Here is a 23,681-nt window from a genome sequence, read left to right as displayed (position 1 = left end):
CTCTTCATAGAAAAAAGAGAGGTCGTTACTTCGTTGAATTGCCAATTTCTTCCATTAGCTTAACAAATATCCTATATTTTCCTGCGAAGCGGTAATTCGACTTTTCCACATTTTGGGTAAAAGTTTGTCACAGGACCTGTTTACTGCTAATTAGTGTATTTAAGTAGTTGACTATTAGGTTTGTATAAATGTGGATAACTTTAAATTATGAAATTTTACTTGTTTTTTACGAAAGAATTTTAGTTTAATTTTTGTGTCATAAAATAACTACAATACTTGTTTTTTTTTCATAATTTTATTACTTTTTATTGCCCTAATTCGCAAAATAAATTTATGAAGAAGCTATTCTATGGTCTCTTGTTCGTGTTGTCATTGCAGGCATCTGCGCAGGAGCGTATCACTTTTCAGGAACCTGACCCAGAAATTTTGGCCCTGGCAGATTTTGTTCGGCCGCCTCAAATAAAAATTTCCAGCGATAAGGCCTGGATGTTGTTTACTTATCGTCCGACTTATAAGAGTCTGGCCGAGCTGGGGCAGGAAGAAATGAAGTTGGCCGGACTGCGGATCAACCCACGCACAAATATGGAAAGTTCGACCATCTTCTTTAATAAAATTGCGTTAAAGAAAATTGGTCAAGAAATTGAATATACTTCCTTTGAGGGGATGCCAAAAGATGCCTTGCTGGCTCATTTTGTATTCTCCCCTGATAATAAGCAATTGGCATTTACAAATACCAATGATTCCGGAACAGCATTGTTTGTGCTGGAACTTGCTACAAGAACTGCCCGTCAGCTCACACCTTATAGTTTAAATGCCACACTGGATGCTCCCTTTCAATGGTTGCGCAATTCAGAGCGTTTACTGATCACGTCTTTGCCAAAGGAAAAATCTGCCCTGTTGGATCCATCGAAGGATTTACCTACGGGACCGGTTGTTTCCACGAGCGATGGGCAAGTCTCCCAATTAAGGACATACCAGGATCTGCTGAAAAACCCACAGGATGAGGCCAATTTTGAAACGTTGGTACAATCGAATCTACAATTTGTGGATCTCCATGGTACGATCACAAAATTCAAAGATAAAGCAATCTACGCTGGAATTTCATGCTCACCAAATGGTGAATATTTGATGGTCACAACGATCACAAAACCCTACTCCTATATTGTTCCGGCCTCACGTTTTCCCCAACAGACACATATCTATGATCTTTCAGGAAAGGAAATAGCATTGGTCAACGAGGTGCCTCTGACGGAGGTGATGCCAAAAGGATTCTCATCCACTCGGACAGGAAAACGTTCATTGCATTGGCGAAGCGACCAACCGGCGACACTAGCCTACGTGGAGGCACTTGACGGTGGAGACGCAAACCAGCCGGCAGAATTCCGTGATGCGTTATATACGGTGGAATATCCTTATACAGGACCAAGCAAACTGATTTTTAAAATGAAGGATCGTTATGCAGGTGTCGTATGGGGGAATGAAAAATACGCCCTGGTCAATTCACATTGGTACAATACACGCAATGTGAAGACATTTGTCGTTAATCCTTCCAGTGGAGAGGCAAGGCTGTTACATGATCGTAACAGCCAGGATGTCTATCATGACCCTGGAACAGTGTATCAAGAACGCAATGCTTTTGGCACTTATACCATGTTCTTAGAAAAGGATAAAACGCTATTTGTAGGGAAAGGTTTTACGAAAGAAGGAGAATTCCCGTTCGTGGAGGAATTGGATTTACGCACGCTCAAGAAGAAACGTCTGTATACTGCAGCAGCATCCGAAATGCAAGAACGTATCGAGCAGCTGGTCAACCCCAAGACCGGAGAATTGTTCATTTCGCTTCAATCGGCCACGGTGTACCCTAATTATTTTATGAAAAACATGAAATCTGGTAAACAGGTAGCGCTGACAGCCTTGGAAAATCCCTTCAAGTCCTTAGAGAAGGTTCACAAAGAGATTTTGAACTATAAGCGTAAAGATGGCGTGGAACTTTCAGGAACACTATACTTGCCAGCAGGTTACGATTTTAACAAAAAAGAAAAATTACCTTTATTGATGTGGGCTTATCCTAGGGAATATAAAGACAAAACCACGGCCGGCCAAAGTACTGCAAACCCAAAAGAATTTACTTTCCCAAACTATGGCTCGTTTATTTATTGGGTTTCTAAAGGATATGCAGTACTGGACAATGCTGCTTTTCCAATCGTTGGTGAAGGTAAAAAAGAGCCCAACGACACGTTTATTGAACAGTTGGTGGCCAATGCGGAGGCGGCGATCAATGCTGTGGATCAACTGGGCTACATCGACCGCAAGCGGGTAGCTGTGGGGGGGCATTCTTATGGAGCGTTTATGACTGCTCATTTATTGTCCAATTCAAATCTATTTGCAGCTGGGATTGCCCGCTCGGGAGCTTATAACCGTACATTGACACCATTTGGTTTTCAGAGTGAGCAGCGCAATTTTTGGGATAATCCCAAATTGTATATGACCATGTCGCCGTTTATGAGTGCTGATCGGATGAAAACACCTTTATTGCTTGTTCATGGCGGGGCAGATAATAATCCGGGGACATTTACCCTACAGACTGAAAGATACTTTCAGGCCCTGAAAAACTTAGGGGCTCCAGTCCGTATGGTGATTTTACCACGGGAAGCCCATGGCTATGTGGCTAAGGAAAATATTTTCCACCTGCTGTGGGAGCAGGATCAGTTTCTGGAAAAATATCTGAAACACTAATTCCCCAAATCCAAAAAAAAGAGGCTGTTTCTTAAACCAACCTCTTTTTTTTGCGGTAACCTCTGGAGGGAATAGGAGTTCAGATGAGGTCCGTAGGAAAGCATGTCACTGTTCGATAATGCTGCTTGTGCCCCTGTGCGGGGGATGATTTGCATAGCAAGCATCGTTTTAATAAAGCGAGGGAAAATGGAGTTTAACATGGGCAGAATGGGAAATAAATTGATTAAGCGTGTAATTTTCGTTAAGTTTGGGTAATTTACCAAGAGGGAAAAAAGCTAAATTTATGAGACCTGATATATTTCGAGAGAAATCGCCATTGTCCGCTGATGACTGTTTTGTTGTCTTTGATAGAAGGAAATCTTCATTTACTTTTCCGGTACATATCCATCCTGAATATGAACTCAATTATGTAGAGGGTGCTTCAGGTGCGCAGCGGATTATTGGTAATTCTGTGGAAACCATAGGGGAACAGGATCTGGTTCTCATAGCAAGTCCAGAACTTGAACATGCCTGGAAAGACGGAGAATGCCAATCGAATGATATTCATGAAATCACCATTCAGTTTCACCCCTCCCTCATTGAGCAGTATTTGGATAAAAAGCAGTTTGCAAGCATCCAGCAACTATTGGCGAAGGCATCCCGTGGGGTGGTCTTTGGTAAAGGTACGGTGGATCGCGTACTGCCACTACTGCGGATATTGACCTTGGAACGCGATGGTTTCTATGCTGTTATGAAGCTTCTGGTTTTATTGTATGAACTTTCCAAAGGGGATGATATAAATTTTTCTATCGATCGGCTTCACCCAAAAAACAGATCCGGCTGAGTTATATAGTTTCGGTTTCTGTGGTCATTTGTAGTACAGTTATTGGCTTATATGTACAGAATATTAATTCGGTTTTACAATGGATTGTATCGGCTTTATATGGGGGATATATTGCTGCCAATGTGCTGAAATGGCATTGGTGGCGTTTTAATGGTTCCGGATTCTTTTGGGGCATGCTGGCAGGAATATTCGGGGCAATCCTATTACCACAATTTTTTCCGGATACGCTGCCGTTATATTATTTTCCATTTTTGTTTGTATTGTCTTTATTCGGTTGTTTTGCCGGAACCTGGCTTTCCAAACCTACAGAAGATGCGGTATTGATAGATTTCTATGTGCGTGTGCGCCCATGGGGGTTCTGGAGGGCCATTCATCAGAAGGCCCTGGAAAAATACCCTGATCTGAAGAAGAATGATCATTTTAAGCGCGATATGTTCAACGTGGCAGTTGGAATCATATGGCAATGTTGTTTGACCTTGATTCCCATGTACATTGTGATCCAACAAAGGCAAGGATTGGTGACAAGTATCCTGATACTGGGGATCACGACGCTAATTCTGAAGAAAAACTGGTATGATAAAATGAGTCGTGAGGAAGATGAGTATGATGCTTTTATCGCAAAATATGGGCTGAATGAAAACAAAGAAATGAAATGATGCAATAGCACATGTCTGGTGCCACCATTAGACAAGAGCATGTGCCATTGCAAGAAGGCGTTCAGTCCGGAGATGAACGATTAGTTGCTCGCCTTGACATTGAAAGGGACAATATATTCTCCCCATTCCAATGATATAGTTCCTTCGGGAGTAGCTCCGATCTTGAATTGTTCCTGGTTGTTATTTGCCGTACCATTGCTTACGGAAATACGCAAAGCATCTTCTTTCTCATCGTATTTTGTTCCCCATTGGTTCCAGACCTTATTGAACATGATGGTGGTTTCGTGTTCTCCGGGTATACTATAGAGTCCGTATTTGCCTGCTGCTAATTTTTTTCCTTCAACAAGTACATCCTTGTCAAATTCAATGGTAGTGGCTTCATTCGCACCCGTACGCCAGACCGTACCAATTGGAGCAATATCAACACCTAATTGGCGGCCTTTGAGTGATGGACGACTGTAATGGATGTCAATGGTGACTCCATCTGTGGTTGTTACCTTAACACTGTCCGGTGGACTTGGTCGTTTGCTTTTGTCGGTCTGCGCAAAAGCAAGTTGACCGATTAATGTCAAAATTGTTAAAACTAATATTCTCATGTCTGTCTATATTTGATTAAACACTTAAAGATAAGATTTTTAAGCGACGAAAATAGCATGTTTTTTTGAGGCTTTAAAAATGCTTCCTGTAGATACCTGGAATTTAGCCTAAAACAATAGGAAAAATCAATAAATAAGAAAGCCAGCGGTTTCACTGCTGGCTTTCTTATTAAACAAGGTATTCAAATAACGTCTGATCTTTGTTGATTTCGATGACATCAAACTTATATTCTTTCATGCGGGTAATCAATGTCTCATAATCGTCGGGCTTATTGAGCTCAATACCGACTAAGGCAGGGCCCCGTTCTCTTTCAGTCTTTTTGATGAATTCAAATCGTGTGATATCATCTTTAGGCCCAAGCACTTCAGATACAAAAAGCTTCAGTGCGCCAGGTCTCTGTGGGAAACGGACGATAAAATAGTGTTTGTATCCTTCGTAAAGTAGAGACAATTCTTTGATTTCACTCATGCGGTCAATATCATTATTTCCTCCAGAAATGATACAGACAACTTTTTTGCCTTTAATTTCATCCTTGTGAAACTCCAGTGCTGCAACGGAAAGTGCACCTGCCGGTTCGACCACAATAGCATCTTTATTATAGAGCTCTAAGATACAGGTACAGATCTTGCCTTCTGGAATAGAGCGTGTGTCATCCAGCAGCTGTTTGGCAATCTCGAAGGTGGTTGCACCAATTTTTTTTACGGCCGCGCCATCCACAAATTTATTAATATGCTCCAGTTCAATAGGTTGTCCATGATCTAAGGCTGCCTGCATGGATGGAGCACCTTCGGGCTCAACGCCATAGCACTTGATTGCTTTGTTTTTGCTTTTCAGATAGTAGCTTGCTCCTGCCGCAAGACCGCCACCCCCGATGGGGATAAATATGGCGTCCATATCAGGGAGATCCTGTAGCGCTTCAACGGCTACAGTGCCTTGTCCTTCCACCACTTTGAGATCATCAAAGGGTGGGATAAAAGTCATGCCATGTTCTTGGGTGTAAGCCAAGGCAGCCTTTTGGCAATCGTCAAAGGTATCGCCGGTCAGGATGATTTCCACATTACCGTTGCCCCACATCTCTGTTTGGGAAATTTTTTGACGTGGTGTCGGGCCAGGCATAAAGATGACCCCTTTAATATCCAGTTTGTTGCAAGAGAAAGCGACCCCCTGTGCATGGTTGCCTGCACTGGCACAGACCACGCCACGTTGTCTCTCTTCCTCGGTCAGGGAAGTGATTTTGTTGTAGGCTCCGCGCAGTTTATACGAGCGGACTACCTGTAAATCTTCGCGTTTGAGGTAGACTTCTGCGCCATATTTTTCGGATAGATGTCGGTTATATTGCAAAGGCGTACGGTTGACTACGGTTTTGATGCGTTCAAGCGTAGCTTCTGAATCGATGTTTAAGGTTGATAGATCCATTGTGAGATGATTACCCAGTTAAGGTAGTACAGAAAATGCTGATATCCGTTGTTATACGAGATATTCTACCGCTACTGTATGTTTAAATTTAGTTGATTTTTGTGAAAAGACAGCAGCTGTATCAAACAAAACCTACTATACTTTGTGCTACTGACTGTTTTAAAAAAGTATTTTCTGATGAAAAAAGGCTGCATGAGCAGCCTTCCTTCGTTTATATTTTCTCTCGGATGAGGCTTTTGAGGTCATCATCACAAATATTCTTCTTTTCGTCGGCCAAAACTAAAAAGCGTTGATAGCAATCTGCCAGATCCTCTTTTTCAAGATGGAAGCCTAAACGCTCCAAATGGTGTTTAAGGGCATGTCTTCCCGAACGGGCAGTCAAGATGATATCTGCTTCATCGAGACCCACATCTTCTGGCCGGATGATCTCATAGTTTTCACGGTGTTTTAAGAAACCATCCTGGTGAATACCTGAACTATGGGCGAAGGCATTGCGGCCGACAATTGCTTTGTTCGGCTGTACAGGCATGTTCATCATTTCACTTACTTTACGGGATAAGTAGGTGAACATGCGGCTATCGATATTCGAGGTTAAGCTTCCGAACGATTGGTTATGCACTTTAAGGATCATGGCCACTTCTTCCAATGAGGTGTTTCCTGCACGCTCGCCAATACCATTGATTGTACATTCCACCTGGCGGGCACCATTTTGTATTGCAGCAATAGAATTTGCTGTTGCAAGTCCTAAATCATTGTGACAGTGCGCGGAGATAATTGCCTGATCGATATTACGTACATTTTCTTTCAGATACTTGATTTTAGAACCGTATTGATCAGGCAAACAATAACCATTGGTATCGGGGATATTAACGACCGTAGCACCGGCAGCAATAACAGACTCAACCATTTTAGCCAAAAATTCCAAATCTGCACGGCCAGCATCTTCGGCATAAAACTCGACATCTTCCACATAGGATTTGGCATGTTTTACGGCAGCAACGGCACGCTCTAAAATTTCTTCTCTTGTGCTGTTGAATTTATATTTGATATGCATGTCCGAAGAGCCGATTCCGGTATGAATACGTGGCCGTTTGGCATATTTCAATGCTTCCGCAGCTACATCAATATCGTTTTGATTGGCGCGGGTCAATGCACATATAATGACATCGTTCACCGCTTTGGACAATTCTACGACAGATTGGAAATCACCAGGGCTTGACACAGGGAAACCGGCCTCGATGATATCCACACCCAGTTTTTCCAGGTCTTTGGCGATCTCAATTTTCTCTGGTGTAGTTAATTGGCAGCCGGGCACCTGTTCGCCATCACGTAAGGTGGTGTCGAAAATGTAAAGATGATTAGGGTCGTGTAACATAATTTCTTAATTCAAAGATTTATACTAAATAAGTAAGAAACAGCGCGTCTAAATGCTACCGCTATGGGCTTGCAGCATCAAATGCATACTACTCATTACTTATGTCTCATTACTATTTAATAAACTCCAATACTTTTTCACCCATTTCCTGAGTACCTAAGATTTTTGATGTTTCTGTACTGCTGTTGGCAATATCACCGGTTCTCCAACCAGCTTTTAATGTTTCAGCAACAGCATTGGTCACTGCTTTAGCTTCTTCCTGCAGGCCAAAGCTGATATCAAGCATTAATGCGGCTGATAAAATAGACGCAAGCGGGTTTGCTTTATTTTGACCCGCGATATCGTGTGCAGAACCGTGGATAGGTTCAAAGAAACCTGTGCCATCACCTACGGAAGCAGAAGCCAGCATGCCCATTGAACCTGCAATCTGTGAAGCTTCGTCGGTCAAGATATCACCAAAAAGATTGGCTGTTAATACCACATCAAATTTCTTCGGGTTTTTTACCAACTGCATTGCTGCATTATCGATAAACATGTGTTCTGTTTCAACATCTGGGTATTCTTTTGCAATTTCCTGTACCACTTCTCGCCAAAGGCGCGAAGTTTCCAATACGTTGGCTTTATCAACAGAGCATAATCTTTTGCTACGTGTACGAGCTGCATCAAAAGCTTTGCGTGCAATACGTTCAACTTCGTAACGGTTATAGTTCATCAGATCTGAGGCAAAGGTATTGTCCTCGTTACGGTTTTTCTCCCCAAAATAAACATCGCCTGTCAACTCACGGAAGAACAGAATATCTGTTCCCTGAAGGATCTCAGGCTTTAGGCTTGAAGCATCCAATAATTCGTCAAATAAAAGAATTGGGCGAAGGTTTGCATAAAGACCTAATTCCTTGCGGATTTTCAATAAACCTTGTTCAGGTCTTACTTTTGCCGAAGGATCGTTATCATACTTGATATGTCCAATGGCACCGAAAAGGATCGCATCGGAAGCTTTTGCTTTCGCCAATGTTTCATCTGGAAGTGGATTACCTGTAGCTTCAATCGCAGTATGGCCCATGATCGCCTCATCAAAGCTAAATTCATGACCATAATTTTCACCGATTTTTTGTAAAACTTTTTTACCCCATGTCGTAACTTCTTGGCCGATGCCATCTCCAGGTATGATTAAAATATTTTTCTTCATTGTTTTATTTAGTATTTAGATATTAGAACTGTCTAATATCCATCATCTAATATCTGTTATTTAATTGACGTTTTCCACATTTTTCATGTTGATAACGTTTCTTTTTTGTGGATAACTTCAGTTACAGCCTTTACTTCCCCTTTTTCCAACACGATTTTATTGTCAATGCAAGCTGGCAACTGTGTTTGGAAATGTCCCACATAGATGAGGGTCTGACCGCTTTTACTCAGGTCATCGATGACGTCGTTGAAATATTGAGTTTGTTCTTTGTCCAAGCCCTGACAGGGTTCGTCCAAAATCAGCAGTTCCGGATGTTTCACGATTGTACGCGCCAATAAGACCAAACGTTGTTGACCCAATGGTAATGAGCCTAATGTTTTGTGTTTAACCTCTTTGAGATCAAAGAAGTGAAGAATCTGCTCGAGCTTTTGCTGCTGTTCAAATCCTAACCGCTGGTAAAGACTCATGGAATCAAAGAATCCCGAAGCAATGGTCTGTCCAACGTTAGCGTTCATATCATAATACCAGTGTAATTCGGGAGATATGATGCCTAAGTGTTCTTTGATGTCCCAGATACTTTCTCCGGATCCTCTTTTCTTCCCAAAAAGGTGGATGTCATTGGCATAAGCCTGTGGATGGTCACCATTGATCAGACTAAGCAGCGTTGATTTTCCGGAACCATTATGACCTTGCAACAACCATTTTTCACCTGCCTTTACTTCCCAGTCAATGTTCTTTAAAATCTGTTTATCACCGTAAGAGATATTGATCTTGTTCATTTTTACCATGACATGAGCAGATACCTTGGGGGGGTGTTGCAGAAAATAGGGTAATGCTTTTTTTGTTCGGGGGATACCCTTGGAAATCTCTTCACTCGTTTGGCGAAAAACGATTTTCCCCGCCTGAATCTCAGCAAAACGGTTGATGCAGCTGGGTTGTTCGTCATCATTACTGATCAGCAACAATGAAACGCCCTTATCTGCAAGCTGATCAAAAACCCGATTGAGATCTTTTCTCGACTGTGCATCTAACCCTGTATATGGCTGGTCGATAATGAGCAATTGAGGCTGGAGCCATAAGGCTTTGATCAATTGTAGCCTTTTGTGCTCGCCACTGGAAAGCTCGATCAATTGCTGGTCTTTGAAATTTTCGAATCCAAAAATTGTCAGGTAAGAACGTACGTTTTCAAATGAGAGCTGTTGTTCCTGCGCAAAATGTTTTAGTTCGGCAAAAACCGTTAATGTATCGTTTTTCGCGAATTTGTTGTATCGCTGCTGGTAATAAAAGTTGCGATCACCTTCGAGATTGGTAAACTGGAACCAGTTGGAAACGTAGTGAATTTTTGCTGGAAGGGGACTATTGGGATCAAGGTGGACTGCGATTTTACCTTCATATTTCAATTGCCCGGCAATAGCTTTTGCAAGTGTCGTTTTTCCAGTGCCACTTGGACCGCCCAAGATCCATTGTTCGCCCGGAAAAATTTGCCAATTTAAGTCTTGCAGTACGGTATCTTTACCGTACTGAATAGTTAAATTGGCAATATGGACGACAGGATCTACCATTGTCTGTTTGCTTCGAATGATGCAATCAAATCCTTTTGATTCAAGATAAAATCGATGTCATCATATCCATTGATCAAACATGATTTTTTGTATGGATTGATTTCAAATTCAAATTGATCGCCGGTTTCAGTTAACATCACAGTTTGTTTTTCGAGGTCGACGATAATTTCGGTACCTGGATTTTTGTGCACCAGTTCAAATATTTTTTCCAAAAATTCTTCGGGAACCTGTATCGGTAATACACCGTTATTTAGGGCATTTCCTTTGAAGATATCCGCAAAGAACGAGCTGATGACCACATCAAAACCATAGTCTTGAATGGCCCAGGCAGCATGTTCGCGGCTCGAACCACAGCCAAAATTTTTACCTGCCACCAATATTTTCCCCGAATAGGTCGGATTATTCAGCACGAAATCAGTTTTTGGTTGATTATCGCTGTCAAAACGCCAGTCACGGAATAGGTTATCTCCAAATCCTTCCCGTGTAGTTGCCTTCAGGAAGCGTGCTGGTATAATCTGATCGGTATCAATATTTTCAATAGGCAGCGGTACTACCTGTGAAGTTAAAGTTTCAAATTTTTTCATTTTTTTCTGCTTAGATCAACTCTCTTACATCTGTTACTTTCCCCGTTACGGCTGCTGCTGCTGCTGTCAAAGGAGACACCAGCATGGTACGGGCATTAGGTCCCTGACGTCCCTCGAAGTTCCTATTGGAAGTGGAAACACAATATTTGCCAGCGGGGATTTTATCTTCGTTCATCCCTAAACATGCTGAACAGCCTGGTTCACGCAATTGAAATCCTGCTGCTTCAAATATTTTATCCAAGCCTTCTTCTTTGGCTTGTTTTTCTACCTGTTTGGAGCCTGGTACAATCCAAACTTCCACGTCCTGTGCTTTTTGTTTGCCTTTGACAAATGAAGCTACTTCACGTAAATCTTCGATGCGGGAGTTGGTACAGCTTCCGATGAAAACGTAATCAACACGATTTCCTAAGACAACGGAATCATCTTTGAAGCCCATGTAGTCCAATGCTTTTTGGTAGGATGGTCTTTCTGATTCTGGTTGAGCATTTGTGGCTGGAATATGTTCGGCGATCCCCATACCCATGCCCGGGTTGGTACCGTACGTAATCATTGGCGCGATGTCGGCTGCATCAAAAGTCAATACTTTGTCAAAGATGGCATCCTCGTCAGAATACAATGTTTTCCAGTAGGTTAAGGCTTTGTCCCATGCTTCACCTTTAGGAGCGAACTCACGGCCTTCGACATAATCAAACGTAATTTGATCCGGTGCGATAAGTCCACCACGTGCACCCATTTCGATACTCATGTTACAGATGGTCATACGGGCTTCCATGCTCAACGAGCGGATGGCTGAACCTGCATATTCGATAAAATATCCTGTACCACCTGCGGCAGAAATTTTGGAGATAATATAAAGGATGATATCTTTGGCGCCCACACCCTTTTGCAAGGTTCCGTTCACTTCGATTTTCATGGTTTTTGGCTTCGACTGCAACAAGCATTGTGTAGCGAAGACCTGCTCTACTTGAGAGGTTCCGATACCAAAAGCAATAGCACCAAAAGCGCCATGAGTCGAAGTATGGCTATCGCCACAGACCATGGTTTTGCCAGGTAGCGTAATGCCTAATTCGGGGCCAATAACGTGTACGATCCCTTGGTATGGATGCCCCAAACCATATAGTTCAATGCCAAATTCAGCACAATTTTTAGTCAGCATATCTACCTGATAGCGAGATAGCTCTTCTTTGATTGGTAAATGTTGGTTGAGTGTCGGTACGTTGTGGTCGGCAGTTGCTACCGTTTGCTTTGGACGAAAAACTGGGATTCCTCTTTTGCGCAAGCCATCAAAAGCCTGAGGTGAAGTAACCTCGTGAATCAAGTGGGTATCGATATATAAAATATCCGGAAACCCTTCTTCACGCTTGACGACGTGAGCATCCCAAATCTTTTCTACTAATGTTTTTGACATTTTTATTCTCTCTTATGTTATTTTTATAGGAATCAAGGTGATATTGCAAATGTCTCAATATCACCTTGATTTTAAGATACTAAATTACGAAATATTCATGATTTTGGAGCACGCAGGGTATTGAAATCATCGAGATATCCCATCCGGCCTGTAAAGAACAAATAATTTAGCATGAACTTTTAAACAGTTTTGATCGCTTTCATGGCTGTCATTGCTTTACGCAATTTGCGGCCTACGATTTCTACTGGGTGATCACGTAAAATCTCGTTGATAATAACTAATTGGGCGTTATCAACTGAAGCATCTTTACCTTCATTGAAGTTTTTACCAACTAGATCGGTATCAACAGTCTTCATGAAGTCTGCCAATAACGGTTTACAAGCTTGATCGAACAGGTAACACCCGTATTCTGCTGTATCAGAAATAACACGGTTCATTTCGAACAATTTCTTACGTGCGATTGTGTTGGCGATCAGTGGTGTTTCATGCAATGACTCATAATATGCCGATTCAGGTTTGATACCAGCTTCAACCATGGTTTCGAATGCCAACTCAACACCTGCACGGATGAAAGCAACCATCAATGTATAGTTGTCAAAATACTCTTGTTCATTGATTTTAACATCACCTGCTGGCGTTTTCTCGAATGCTGTTTCACCCGTTTCAGCTCTCCATTTCAATAAGTTCGCATCACCGTTTGCCCAATCTTCCATCATCGTCTTGCTAAAGTGACCTGACATGATATCATCCTGGTGTTTTTGGAACAATGGGCGCATGATCGCTTTCAATTCCTCAGAAATTTCAAAAGCTTTTACTTTTGCAGGATTGCTTAAACGGTCCATCATGCCACTCACACCACCATGTTTCAAGGCCTCAGTGATCACTTCTACACCGTATTGTACCAATTTAGATGCGTAACCTGGCTCAATTCCTTTTTCAACCATTTTGTCAAAAGATAAGATCGAACCGGTTTGCAACAATCCGCAAAGGATCGTTTGCTCACCCATTAAATCTGATTTTACTTCGGCTACGAAGGAGGATTTCAATACACCGGCTTTGTGGCCACCTGTTCCTACACAGTATGCTTTTGCCTCAGCCCAGCCTTTACCTTGCGGGTCATTCTCTGGGTGAACAGCGATCAAGGTAGGTACGCCAAAACCACGAAGGTATTCTGCACGCACTTCAGAACCTGGACATTTTGGAGCAACCATGATAACGGTAATATCTTTACGGATCTGCATGCCTTCTTCAACAATGTTGAAACCATGTGAATACGATAATGTCGCTCCTTCTTTCATCAACGGCATAACAGCGTTGATCACGGAAGTGTGTTGTTTATCTGGGGTCAAGTTAATGACTACATCTGCTGTAGGGATTAATTCTTCGTATGTTCCTACGTTAAAGTTGTTGTCCGTAGCGTTTTTCCAAGAATCTCTTTTCTGTTCAATAGCTTCTTTACGTAAAGCATAAGATACGTCCAAGCCGCTATCTCTTAAGTTTAAACCTTGGTTCAAGCCTTGTGCACCACATCCTACGATTACGATTTTTTTACCTTTTAAAGCGTTTACACCATCCGTGAACTCCGTGTTGTCCATGAATTCAGCGTGACTTAATTGTTCTAACTGCTCTCTAAGCGGTAAGGTGTTGAAATAATTTGCCATTGTTTTGATTTAGTATTGAGTAATGATATATTTTTTAATTTCTATTTTGATTTACAAACATCTACGTTGAGCCATTGCGTAACCGAAATGAACATTGTCGTGCCCTGATGTTAGGGCGATCACTTCCTCGATTGTGTTCAAGGGATAACCATAGGTTGAAGTTGAAAAGGAGGTGATCGCTCCGAAAACACCGTTCTCATAGTCAACGGCAATTTGCTCGATACTACGGATTGCGATTTCTTTCAACTCATCCACTTCTGCTTGTTCGACAAAGCGGGTTGGTTTGGTGTCTTTTTTATAATCTTCGTTGTATTTTACCCAAGCAGTGTCTGCTTTGATACCGGTACGGACATAGACTAAAGTTTGCGTACTCACTACAATATGTCCGAAATTCCAGATAATATTGTTGTTAAATCCAGCGGGGATTTTGTTGAGTTGCTCTATAGAGAGGCTGTCGATCAGTTCAATAAACTTTTGACGTGCCTGTAGGATAAATTTAAATGTTTCTTGCATCTGATTACATAGTAAAGACATCATCCCGTTTGTCGAGATATTCATTTTCAACGATTTCTACCGATGGCTCCTGTGCTTCAAACTGAATCAATTTAGAGTGAAAGCCAGCACTGTCTTTAATGATCGCTATGCGGGCGCCACGGACGAACTCGATCAAGCCATACTTCGTCAACTCATCGGTCAGCTTATCGATTTCTTCACGATGGCCGGCCGTTTCGAATACAATATAATCGTTACGGATCACAACTACATTAGCACCATATTGACGCAACAAACGTTCAACATATACTTTTTCATTGACCACATCAGCAGGTACTTTATATAAGGCCTGTTCTTGCCAGATCACTTCATCATTGGTATTGTAGTAGGCTTTAAGAATGTCAATCTGTTTTTCCAGCTGACGGCATAGCTTACGCAATACCTCTTCCGTTTCGGTAATGACTATGGTGAAGCGGTGTATCCCTTCTACTTCAGAAGGGGAGGTATTCAAGCTTTCGATATTGATTTTTCTTCTTGAAAAAATTGTTGAGATCCGACCGATAAGACCGATAGAATTCTCCGTATATAAGGTGATGGTATATTCTTGTTTTTCCATGTTAAATTCTACTTTAAGCGGATCTCCGATACAGATGTTCCTTGTGCAACCATTGGGAATACATTGTTTTCCTTTCCTACCATAACTTCCAATAGATAAGCCCCGTCATGATCAAGCATCGTCTGCAGTGCACTGCGTAAATCTTTTCGATCAGAAACTTTCTGACCGTCGATATAGTAACCTTTTGCTACAGCGACAAAGTCTGGGCTGGTGATATTCACGAATGAATAGCGTTTGTCATGAAACAGTTGTTGCCATTGACGCACCATACCTAAGAACTCGTTGTTCAAGATCATGATTTTCACCTTCGCACCAAACTGCATGATGGTTCCCAATTCCTGAATGGTCATTTGAATTCCGCCGTCACCGATGATAGCAACGACAGTTTTCTCTGGCGCGCCGTACCATGCACCGATTGCTGCCGGAAGACCAAAGCCCATTGTTCCCAGTCCACCTGATGTTACATTTGATTTACTGTTGTTAAATTTAGCATAACGGCAGGACACCATCTGATGCTGACCGACGTCTGTTGTGATAATAGCATCACCGCCTGTCAATTCATTTAACACGTTGATCACTTCTCCCATGGTCATGATATCCGTTTGCGGATGGAGTTCATTGTGAATGACCTCTTTGATCTCTTCTTTTTCAAGTTCACGGAATTGTTCCAACCATGCGGAATGATCTGATGCGTTGACTAATTCAGTCAGCATTGGAAGTGATTCTTTACAGTCGCCCCATACCGGTACGGTTGTCTGTACGTTTTTGTCGATTTCTGCTGGGTCGATATCCAAGTGGATCACTTTTGCCTGTTTGGCATATTTGTCCAAGCGACCTGTTACGCGGTCATCAAAGCGCATACCAATGGCGATTAATACATCACATTCATTGGTCATGACATTCGGGGCATAGTTGCCATGCATGCCAAGCATTCCGACATGAAGTTTATGATCTGTTGGAAGTGCACTCAACCCCATCACTGTTGCTGCGGATGGAATTCCGGCCTTCTCGATAAAAGTTTTGAATTCTTCCTCTGCTTTTCCAAGAATGATACCTTGCCCAAAAAGAACAAATGGTTTTTTTGCATTGTTGATTAATTCAGCCGCTTGTTCAACGTATTCTTTACGAACTTGTGGTGCAGGTCTGTAACTGCGTACATGGTTGCATTTTTCGTACCCGAAGTAATCAAATAATTGCAGTTGCGCATTTTTTGTAATATCAATCAATACTGGTCCTGGACGGCCTGTACTGGCAATATAGAATGCTTTTGCGAGTGCAGCTGGAATTTCGGTGGCGTCAGTGACTTGGTAGTTCCACTTGGTGACCGGAGCTGTGATATTGATGACATCTGTCTCCTGAAATGCATCGGTGCCCAATAGTGAGGCAAAGACCTGACCTGTGACACAGACGATAGGGTTACTGTCGATCATAGCATCAGCCAGTCCAGTAACTAGGTTTGTTGCTCCAGGGCCACTTGTCGCGAAGACGACACCAGTACGACCTGAAGTTCTTGCATAACCTTGCGCCGCGTGGATTCCACCTTGTTCATGGCGCACCAAAATATGCTTCAGACGATCCGTATAATCATAAAGGGCATCATAGATCGGCATAATTGCCCCCCCAGGATAACCAAATACGGTATCAACTCCTTCGCTCAATAAGGCTTCCATAACAGCTTTCGATCCCGAAATTTGTGTAGGAGTTTTTTGCTTGGTAGCAGCCTTATTTTCTGTTATTTCCAGTGTACTCATTACGTTGATTGTTTTTATTGTTGATTATTCAGTCTTTTTAGTATTTAGATATTAGATCTGAGGCCTCTCTTCTTATCGGTCTCTTTTTTTTATTTCCTATAGATCTGTTACACAGCCTTCTGAGGCATCAGCCACAGTTTTGGCATATTTGTATAAGACTCCTTTACTTACTTTCAATGCTGGTTGTACCCAAGCCGCACGGCGCTGAGCGATTTCTTCGTCCGAAAGCTGTACGTTGATGGTATTATTAACCGCATCGATTTCGATAACATCGTCGTCATTGACAAGGCCGATCAATCCGCCTTTGTACGACTCTGGGGTGATATGCCCTACCACGAAGCCATGTGTGCCACCGGAGAAACGGCCATCAGTGATCAAGGCAACCGACTTTCCTAGACCAGCACCGATGATCAAGGAGGTTGGTTTAAGCATTTCAGGCATACCAGGAGCACCTACTGGTCCTTCATTCTTAATGACGACAACATCACCAGGTTTGATTCTGCCCGACGCAATACCAGCCACCAAGTCATGTTCACCGTCGAATACACGTGCAGGACCCGTGAATTTTTCACCTTCTTTACCGGAAATCTTGGCCACTGAACCTTTTTCAGCTAAATTTCCATAAAGGATCTGTAAGTGACCTGTTGCTTTGATCGGATCGCTCAATGGTTTGACAATCGGTTGATCATAATCCATAATCGACTTGACATCCGCTAGGTTTTCAGCAACAGTTTTTCCGGTTACAGTCATACAGTCACCATGTAATAAACCTTCATTCAATAGGTATTTCATCACGGCCGGAGTTCCACCATATTGTTGAAGATCCTGCATCAAGTATTTGCCTGATGGTTTAAAATCCGCCAATACCGGTGTTTCATCACTCATGCGTTGGAAGTCGTCTTGTGTGATATCAACACCGACAGCTTTACCTATTGCAATGAAGTGAAGTACTGCGTTGGTACTGCCGCCTAGGATAACGATCGTACGTAAAGCATTTTCGAATGCCTTGCGTGTCATAATGTCCGAGGGCTTGATATCTTTTTCTAAGAGAGTACGGATATGTTTACCTGCTTCCAGACATTCATTTTTCTTTTCATCCGAGATTGCCGGGTTGGAAGAAGAATAGGGTAAGCTCATGCCCAATGCTTCGATTGCTGAAGCCATTGTATTTGCTGTATACATTCCTCCACAGGCTCCGGCACCTGGACAGGTATGTTTGATAATACCTTCGTAGTCTTCATCGGAGAGGTTTCCACAGATGCGCTGACCTAACGCTTCAAAGGCAGATACAATATTTAATTCTTCGCCTTTATAATGGCCAGGTGCGATGGTCCCACCGTACACCATTAATGAAGGGCGATCCAAACGGGCCATGGCCATAATGGCACCAGGCATATTTTTATCACATCCAGGAATAGAGATCAGGCCATCATAATACTGTCCGCCACAGATTGTTTCAATGCTATCGGCGATGACATCACGGCTGACTAATGAATAACGCATACCATCGGTACCGTTGCTCATACCGTCACTGACACCAATAGTGCCGAATGTCAAACCGACCAAGTCATTATTCCAAACACCTTTTTTGACCAGTTGTGCCAAGTCATTGAGGTGCATATTACACGTATTACCATCATATCCCATGCTGGCAATACCGACCTGAGCTTTTTCCATATCGGCATCTGTCAGGCCAATACCATAAAGCATTGCTTTGGCAGCAGGTTGCGTTTCGTCTTGTGTAAATGTACGGCTGTATTTGTTCATTGCATTTTCGCCGTTAGATGATGACTTCATAATTTTCGTTCTCTAGTACTAAATTTTTATATCTTCTTTGGATCGACGCACCTATGCTGTGTTCCCAGGCTTCGGGATAGACAACATCGTCGACTTGTTTGATTCCGATAATTTCCGCCGCAGTTCCACATAGGAATGCACTATCTGCGGTATAGATATCTTCTACGGTCAACTGTTTTTCGATGACTTCGAAATTCAGTTTTTTACAGATGTTTTTAACAGTCTGCCGTGTAATGCCGGGAAAGATGTTTTTCACCGGAGGAGTATAGATTTTGAAATCTTTCTCAATAAAAATATTTTCACTGGAAGCCTGGGCAACGAAACCTTCATGATCAAGCATAAGCGCTTCGTCGAAACCTTTATTAATGGCTTCGGTTGTTGCTAGAATAGAGTTTACGTATTGACCTGATATCTTCGAGTCCGTTTTAAAAGATTTTGGGTTTGGTCTTTTGATATCGGAGATGCATACACGTAAAAGGTTTTGACCAAGATAAGGCCCCCATTCCCATGCGGTAATCATGATATTCGCCGCAGTGGATGAAGTAAGGTGCATATTTGAACCGGTAAGAACTAAAGGCCGGATATAGGCCTCTCTTAAATTATTGACAGCCAACAGTTCATAGCACTTATCAATAAGCTCGCGGTTACTCCAGCTATAAGGTATATTAACTGCTTCACAGGATTTCTTTAATCGTTCAAAATGCTTGTCTGCCTTAAAGATACGGGGGCCATTGTGGGTGTTGTACGCACGTAGACCATCGAATACAGCATAGCCATAATGAAGCGATTGGGCGAAGGGATCCAATGCCGTCTCAGAAGCTTTTACAAAAGCTCCGTCTAAATAGATCAATGTGTTCTTGTCGTAATATTTCATAACCCAAAATTTACCCTGTTAATATTTTCCCTTAGTTCTGGCTCTTGGTGGTAAATCACACGGTCTCAAGCGTTCGCAAAGAGTTCCGATTTTCATTTCCTCAAGGTAGTAGGAATTACAATAATTGGCAATAGGTAAAGTACGAATTTTATATTTAGAATAAAATTTTAAAAATATAAATTATAAAAAATTTTAAGTCTAAATAATGTGATTTTATCAGTTTTATATTTTGTTAGTCGTATACCATATTTAAAATTGGTCTACCTATTCAAAAAATTATTTTTTGTTACAATGGCCAAATTTCTTCCTAAAATGAAGAAAATGTCAAAAAAACTTTAAAAAAAAGGCTTCCGATATTTCTATCGGAAGCCTTTTAAATTTTATAAAATCGATTTGATTTAATCTCCGATAATTCCTTCAGCAAGCACGGTAATGACATTGTCTTTTGCTTCCACAACACCACCTTTAATGAACACTTCTTGTCCACCTTTACCTTGTTGAATAATTACTTTTCCATCTTCCAAAGTAGAAACAATGGCAGCATGGTCTTTCAGGATCTGGAAAGAGCCCGCAGAGCCAGGAACAGTAACCGATGTTACCTCGCCTTCGTATACTAATTTGTCGGGAGTGATAATTGTTAATTTCATTATTCTTAGATATAAGATTTGAGATATGAGATTTGAGAACTTTAGGTTTTCAAATAGATATGAGATAATCGAAAGTCTATTATCTCATATCTATGGTCCAATATCTAAATTAAACTGCTTCTGCTAATAATTTCTTACCTTTTTCGATTGCATCATCGATGTTACCTACCAAGTTGAAGGCAGCTTCTGGATATTCATCAACCTTGCCATCAATGATCATATTGAAACCTTTGATGGTATCTTTGATGTCTACCAATACACCTTTTAAACCTGTAAATTGTTCTGCTACGTGGAAAGGTTGTGACAAGAAACGTTGTACACGACGTGCGCGGTGTACCGTCAATTTATCTTCTTCAGACAACTCATCCATACCTAAGATGGCGATGATATCTTGTAATTCTTTATAACGTTGAAGAATTTCTTTTACACGTTGAGCAGTATCATAATGTTCAGCACCTAAAACAGCAGGAGAAAGGATACGTGATGTAGAGTCCAAAGGATCCACAGCAGGATAGATACCTAACTCAGCAATTTTACGGGACAATACTGTCGTTGCGTCCAAGTGAGCGAATGTTGTCGCTGGAGCAGGGTCAGTTAAGTCATCGGCAGGTACATATACCGCTTGTACTGAAGTGATTGATCCGTTTTTAGTTGACGTGATACGTTCTTGCATCAAACCCATCTCCGTTGCTAGGGTTGGTTGGTAACCTACAGCAGAAGGCATACGGCCTAATAGTGCGGATACTTCAGAACCTGCTTGTGTAAAACGGAAGATGTTATCGATAAAGAATAGGACGTCACGACCTTGACCTTCGCCATCACCATCACGGAAATATTCTGCGACAGTTAAACCTGACAAAGCAACACGTGCACGTGCACCAGGAGGCTCGTTCATCTGACCGAATACGAAAGTACATTTAGAGTCTTTCATTAATTCGTGGTCAACAGTGTCCAAAGGCCATTCACCTTTTTCCATGCCTTCCATAAAATGCTCACCATATTTGATGATCCCTGATTCCAACATCTCACGCAATAAGTCATTACCTTCACGTGTACGTTCACCTACACCGGCAAATACGGAAAGACCACCGTGGCCTTTGGCGATGTTGTTGATCAACTCTTGGATTAATACAGTTTTACCTACACCGGCACCACCGAACAAACCAATTTTACCACCTTTAGCATATGGCTCTAAAAGGTCAATAACTTTGATACCAGTAAAAAGTACTTCGGATTCAGTAGATAGATCTTCGAATTTAGGAGGGACGTTGTGGATAGGACGACCATTCTCTTTACTCAAATTTTGGATACCATCAATGGCATCACCAACTACATTGAATACACGACCTTTGATTTCTTCACCAACAGGCATTTTGATAGGAGCACCAGTATCGACAACTTCCATTCCGCGAACCAAACCTTCAGTTGCGTCCATGGCAATTGTACGAACACGATCCTGACCTAAGTGTTGTTGAACTTCCAATACAACACGTTGTCCATTTTCTTTTTGAATGTACAATGCATCGTAAATTTTAGGTAGATTTTCACTGTCGGCGAAGTTGACGTCAACAACTGGGCCGATAATCTGCGCTATTTTACCAATCTTGGGCATATTATAGGGACTAAATATTTATTAATCAATTTTATAAAGGAGACACAAAAGGCCTCTTTTTTGGTCAGCAAAAATAAGGTTATTCGTTTTTAAAAACAAATAGAATTTGCAATTAAATTACATTTTTATTAATGTAGGTCAAAATGTTATCTCTTGTAATTCTGTTAGTTTCGATTCTTATACCTACAAATATAGTTTTTCGTATTTATTGAGGCTGAATAGGATTTTAAACACGATCCATTTGAGCACATTCATCCAAACGGTCAATAGTGGCTAAATAACATCGACCTGTAGTGCCGATATGGTGGAAGGTACGTTACAGGTCGATGATTTTTTAACAGCGGATCAAGCTTGTGTTAGATTTTTTTATTCAACTCATCCTGCAATTGGCGTTTTAACAATTGTTCTTTTTCCATTGCCTTTTTACGGAATGTCGCCAGTTCTTCCTGGGATTGTTCGGCTGTTTTTTGGAACTCTACCGTATCTACCTTGGCTTTTCTATAGGAAACTAAAAAGGCAAATGCTGCAACTGCCAGAACACCAATAATGGTCCAAACCACCGTGCTGTATAAACCTTTGCTGGTATTGATCCCTAAAAATGAAAAACTATCCGTCTTTTCTTTTTCCTGTGCTAATTGATCTTTTAGCACCTGAACTGAATCCTGCAGGGTTTTGGTATTGGAAGCATAGTTGCTAGAAGAGGACCTGAGTGTATTGATCTCTTTATGTAATTTGGACACGGTATCAATAACATTCCTCCTAACGATGTCCAAATTAGTCTTGCGGATCATCTTAAAGTCGTAATTGTTTTTTGAGATGTAATTTAAGTGGTCAAATTGATTTGCCAGACTTCCTTTTCTTAAACCATCTGGACTGTATTTGAAGGCACTGTTAGCCTGCGCAGCAGGTGTCTGGGCCCGTAATAACGAGTGTGATGAAATAAATAAAATCGTAAAGAATACCAATGCGAATCTCAATCTGCTCATGTTGTCTATTTTATAAGAATATTTTTTAATCAGTTTATACCAGCTGCAAAGCTAACATATGCTAGTGATAAATATAAGGAATTATTAAAAAAACGAAAATTGAAAATGAAATATATTCCTGAACATCACATTATCATGCACACTTCTACCTATATTTCGGGTGACCAGCTTGGCAGGTAGCGGAGGAAAGACATGATTTTTTCCTTGTAGATTGCGGTATTCAGTTTAAAATAGTATGCTCCCTTCTTGGAATTTTCTTTGTCTTTTTCCTGTAGCTTGATGATCAAACCTGAGGAGAGCAGCTTTCGGCTAAAGTTACGTTTGTCAAGCTCTATATTGTAAACACCTTCATATAGGGCCGCAATTTGTGGGATGGTAAATTTCTCCGGTAATAATTCAAATAAGATAGGATAAAGCGCGGCTTTCATCCGGAGGCGATGCTGTGCTGAGGCAATCATCTGATCATGATCAAAGATCAATGCGGGATGTTGCTGTAATGGAAACCATTTCGCTTCGTAGTCATCGCTTAAAATGTGTTGATATTGTTGGGTGTCTATCAAAGCAAAGTAACAGAGACTCACCACACGATCGTTAGGCTCACGTTTGGGCTCTCCAAATACACTGCATTGTTCCATATAGACATTTTCAAGGCCCGTTAATTTTTTTAATATGCGACTGGCAGCTTCTTCGGGGCTCTCATCAGACTGAACAAATCCACCCATTAAACTCCATTTGTTTCTTTCGGGTTCGAAATCACGTTTAATTAATAAAATTTCCAACGACTCTCCGTTAAATCCAAAGATGATACAGTCGATGGCTAATAAGATACCTGAATCTTTTTTGTAATATTCCATTTATCTAATGTTTTTATCTCTTTTTTTTGACATCATTCCATCTCTCGT

General features: G+C 41.5%; 20 protein-coding genes. 3 read left to right on the top strand and 17 right to left on the bottom strand.

Annotated elements, in window-relative coordinates; translation table 11 throughout:
* The first annotated feature begins 333 nt into the window (after positions 1 to 333).
* The 3 genes from HX021_RS05040 (at position 334) to HX021_RS05030 (ending at position 4,215) form a co-directional block, all read left to right on the top strand.
* Positions 334 to 2,736: a S9 family peptidase gene (locus HX021_RS05040; protein ID WP_286588913.1), complete on the top strand. Its 2,403-nt coding sequence runs from the start codon at positions 334 to 336 to the stop codon at positions 2,734 to 2,736.
* Between the two features lie 283 nt (positions 2,737 to 3,019).
* A complete protein-coding gene (locus HX021_RS05035; protein WP_286588912.1) occupies positions 3,020 to 3,559 on the top strand; it encodes an AraC family ligand binding domain-containing protein in 540 nt (179 codons plus the stop codon).
* A 20-nt stretch (positions 3,560 to 3,579) separates the two neighbouring features.
* Complete coding sequence (locus tag HX021_RS05030) at positions 3,580 to 4,215, top strand: SLC5/6 family protein (protein WP_286588911.1); 636 nt, start codon at positions 3,580 to 3,582, stop codon at positions 4,213 to 4,215.
* Positions 4,216 to 4,295: 80 nt separating this feature from the next.
* Here the strand turns inward: HX021_RS05030 and HX021_RS05025 are convergent, their stop codons facing one another.
* From HX021_RS05025 to HX021_RS04945, 17 genes are all read right to left on the bottom strand, one after another.
* Positions 4,296 to 4,811 (bottom strand): DUF2911 domain-containing protein, encoded by a 516-nt coding sequence (locus HX021_RS05025; RefSeq protein ID WP_286588909.1) that lies wholly within the window; start codon positions 4,809 to 4,811, stop codon positions 4,296 to 4,298.
* Positions 4,812 to 4,980: 169 nt separating this feature from the next.
* Entirely contained in the window at positions 4,981 to 6,228 is a 1,248-nt protein-coding gene (gene ilvA / locus HX021_RS05020) for a threonine ammonia-lyase IlvA (protein ID WP_286588907.1), read from the bottom strand.
* Between the two features lie 211 nt (positions 6,229 to 6,439).
* The gene (locus tag HX021_RS05015) at positions 6,440 to 7,603 is read right to left on the bottom strand and encodes a 2-isopropylmalate synthase (protein WP_286588906.1); all 1,164 of its coding nucleotides are present in this window, start codon (positions 7,601 to 7,603) and stop codon (positions 6,440 to 6,442) included.
* A 112-nt stretch (positions 7,604 to 7,715) separates the two neighbouring features.
* The gene (gene leuB, locus HX021_RS05010) at positions 7,716 to 8,789 is read right to left on the bottom strand and encodes a 3-isopropylmalate dehydrogenase (protein ID WP_286588904.1); all 1,074 of its coding nucleotides are present in this window, start codon (positions 8,787 to 8,789) and stop codon (positions 7,716 to 7,718) included.
* 83 nt (positions 8,790 to 8,872) lie between these two features.
* Positions 8,873 to 10,351 carry an ATP-binding cassette domain-containing protein gene (locus HX021_RS05005; protein WP_286588902.1) on the bottom strand — a complete coding sequence of 493 codons (1,479 nt, stop codon included), beginning with the start codon at positions 10,349 to 10,351 and terminating at the stop codon, positions 8,873 to 8,875.
* The gene (gene leuD, locus HX021_RS05000) at positions 10,345 to 10,935 is read right to left on the bottom strand and encodes a 3-isopropylmalate dehydratase small subunit (protein ID WP_286588901.1); all 591 of its coding nucleotides are present in this window, start codon (positions 10,933 to 10,935) and stop codon (positions 10,345 to 10,347) included. Before leuD ends, HX021_RS05005 begins: the two co-directional genes overlap by 7 nt.
* 10 nt (positions 10,936 to 10,945) lie before the next feature.
* Positions 10,946 to 12,343, bottom strand: coding sequence for a 3-isopropylmalate dehydratase large subunit (gene leuC / locus HX021_RS04995; protein ID WP_286588900.1), 1,398 nt, complete (start codon positions 12,341 to 12,343; stop codon positions 10,946 to 10,948).
* 179 nt (positions 12,344 to 12,522) lie between these two features.
* Positions 12,523 to 14,004 carry a ketol-acid reductoisomerase gene (gene ilvC, locus HX021_RS04990; RefSeq protein ID WP_286588899.1) on the bottom strand — a complete coding sequence of 494 codons (1,482 nt, stop codon included), beginning with the start codon at positions 14,002 to 14,004 and terminating at the stop codon, positions 12,523 to 12,525.
* Between the two features lie 51 nt (positions 14,005 to 14,055).
* Positions 14,056 to 14,517: a DinB family protein gene (locus tag HX021_RS04985; protein ID WP_286588897.1), complete on the bottom strand. Its 462-nt coding sequence runs from the start codon at positions 14,515 to 14,517 to the stop codon at positions 14,056 to 14,058.
* Positions 14,518 to 14,521: 4 nt separating this feature from the next.
* The gene (gene ilvN, locus HX021_RS04980) at positions 14,522 to 15,112 is read right to left on the bottom strand and encodes an acetolactate synthase small subunit (protein WP_286588896.1); all 591 of its coding nucleotides are present in this window, start codon (positions 15,110 to 15,112) and stop codon (positions 14,522 to 14,524) included.
* An 8-nt stretch (positions 15,113 to 15,120) separates the two neighbouring features.
* A complete protein-coding gene (ilvB, locus tag HX021_RS04975) occupies positions 15,121 to 16,863 on the bottom strand; it encodes a biosynthetic-type acetolactate synthase large subunit (RefSeq protein WP_286588895.1) in 1,743 nt (580 codons plus the stop codon).
* Between the two features lie 96 nt (positions 16,864 to 16,959).
* Positions 16,960 to 18,660 (bottom strand): dihydroxy-acid dehydratase, encoded by a 1,701-nt coding sequence (gene ilvD, locus HX021_RS04970; protein WP_286588894.1) that lies wholly within the window; start codon positions 18,658 to 18,660, stop codon positions 16,960 to 16,962.
* Positions 18,644 to 19,534 (bottom strand): branched-chain amino acid transaminase, encoded by an 891-nt coding sequence (locus tag HX021_RS04965; RefSeq protein WP_286588893.1) that lies wholly within the window; start codon positions 19,532 to 19,534, stop codon positions 18,644 to 18,646. The genes ilvD and HX021_RS04965 overlap by 17 nt, the downstream gene beginning before the upstream one ends.
* A 398-nt stretch (positions 19,535 to 19,932) precedes the next feature.
* Positions 19,933 to 20,181 carry an ATP synthase F1 subunit epsilon gene (gene atpC / locus HX021_RS04960; protein ID WP_028071934.1) on the bottom strand — a complete coding sequence of 83 codons (249 nt, stop codon included), beginning with the start codon at positions 20,179 to 20,181 and terminating at the stop codon, positions 19,933 to 19,935.
* Positions 20,182 to 20,290: 109 nt separating this feature from the next.
* Positions 20,291 to 21,793 carry a F0F1 ATP synthase subunit beta gene (gene atpD, locus HX021_RS04955; protein WP_286588885.1) on the bottom strand — a complete coding sequence of 501 codons (1,503 nt, stop codon included), beginning with the start codon at positions 21,791 to 21,793 and terminating at the stop codon, positions 20,291 to 20,293.
* A gap of 356 nt (positions 21,794 to 22,149) precedes the next feature.
* Positions 22,150 to 22,779 carry a hypothetical protein gene (locus tag HX021_RS04950; protein ID WP_286588883.1) on the bottom strand — a complete coding sequence of 210 codons (630 nt, stop codon included), beginning with the start codon at positions 22,777 to 22,779 and terminating at the stop codon, positions 22,150 to 22,152.
* 149 nt (positions 22,780 to 22,928) lie between these two features.
* Positions 22,929 to 23,633, bottom strand: coding sequence for an NUDIX hydrolase (locus tag HX021_RS04945; RefSeq protein WP_286588882.1), 705 nt, complete (start codon positions 23,631 to 23,633; stop codon positions 22,929 to 22,931).
* Positions 23,634 to 23,681 lie beyond the last annotated feature (48 nt).

The sequence above is a fragment of the Sphingobacterium sp. N143 genome (assembly GCF_030325625.1).
Lineage (GTDB): Bacteria > Bacteroidota > Bacteroidia > Sphingobacteriales > Sphingobacteriaceae > Sphingobacterium.
This window is presented reverse-complemented; position numbering and strand designations above follow the sequence as displayed.

Excerpts from the sequence above, each read along its gene's own strand:
- HX021_RS05040 (WP_286588913.1), top strand. The coding sequence starts at position 334 with ATGAAGAAGCTATTCTATGGTCTCTTGTTCGTGTTGTCATTGCAGGCA.
- HX021_RS05035 (WP_286588912.1), top strand. The coding sequence starts at position 3,020 with ATGAGACCTGATATATTTCGAGAGAAATCGCCATTGTCCGCTGATGAC.
- HX021_RS05025 (WP_286588909.1), bottom strand. The coding sequence starts at position 4,811 with ATGAGAATATTAGTTTTAACAATTTTGACATTAATCGGTCAACTTGCT.
- ilvA (WP_286588907.1), bottom strand. The coding sequence starts at position 6,228 with ATGGATCTATCAACCTTAAACATCGATTCAGAAGCTACGCTTGAACGC.
- HX021_RS05015 (WP_286588906.1), bottom strand. The coding sequence starts at position 7,603 with ATGTTACACGACCCTAATCATCTTTACATTTTCGACACCACCTTACGT.
- leuB (WP_286588904.1), bottom strand. The coding sequence starts at position 8,789 with ATGAAGAAAAATATTTTAATCATACCTGGAGATGGCATCGGCCAAGAA.
- HX021_RS05005 (WP_286588902.1), bottom strand. The coding sequence starts at position 10,351 with ATGGTAGATCCTGTCGTCCATATTGCCAATTTAACTATTCAGTACGGT.
- leuD (WP_286588901.1), bottom strand. The coding sequence starts at position 10,935 with ATGAAAAAATTTGAAACTTTAACTTCACAGGTAGTACCGCTGCCTATT.
- leuC (WP_286588900.1), bottom strand. The coding sequence starts at position 12,343 with ATGTCAAAAACATTAGTAGAAAAGATTTGGGATGCTCACGTCGTCAAG.
- ilvC (WP_286588899.1), bottom strand. The coding sequence starts at position 14,004 with ATGGCAAATTATTTCAACACCTTACCGCTTAGAGAGCAGTTAGAACAA.
- HX021_RS04985 (WP_286588897.1), bottom strand. The coding sequence starts at position 14,517 with ATGCAAGAAACATTTAAATTTATCCTACAGGCACGTCAAAAGTTTATT.
- ilvN (WP_286588896.1), bottom strand. The coding sequence starts at position 15,112 with ATGGAAAAACAAGAATATACCATCACCTTATATACGGAGAATTCTATC.
- ilvB (WP_286588895.1), bottom strand. The coding sequence starts at position 16,863 with ATGAGTACACTGGAAATAACAGAAAATAAGGCTGCTACCAAGCAAAAA.
- ilvD (WP_286588894.1), bottom strand. The coding sequence starts at position 18,660 with ATGAAGTCATCATCTAACGGCGAAAATGCAATGAACAAATACAGCCGT.
- HX021_RS04965 (WP_286588893.1), bottom strand. The coding sequence starts at position 19,534 with ATGAAATATTACGACAAGAACACATTGATCTATTTAGACGGAGCTTTT.
- atpC (WP_028071934.1), bottom strand. The coding sequence starts at position 20,181 with ATGAAATTAACAATTATCACTCCCGACAAATTAGTATACGAAGGCGAG.
- atpD (WP_286588885.1), bottom strand. The coding sequence starts at position 21,793 with ATGCCCAAGATTGGTAAAATAGCGCAGATTATCGGCCCAGTTGTTGAC.
- HX021_RS04950 (WP_286588883.1), bottom strand. The coding sequence starts at position 22,779 with ATGAGCAGATTGAGATTCGCATTGGTATTCTTTACGATTTTATTTATT.
- HX021_RS04945 (WP_286588882.1), bottom strand. The coding sequence starts at position 23,633 with ATGGAATATTACAAAAAAGATTCAGGTATCTTATTAGCCATCGACTGT.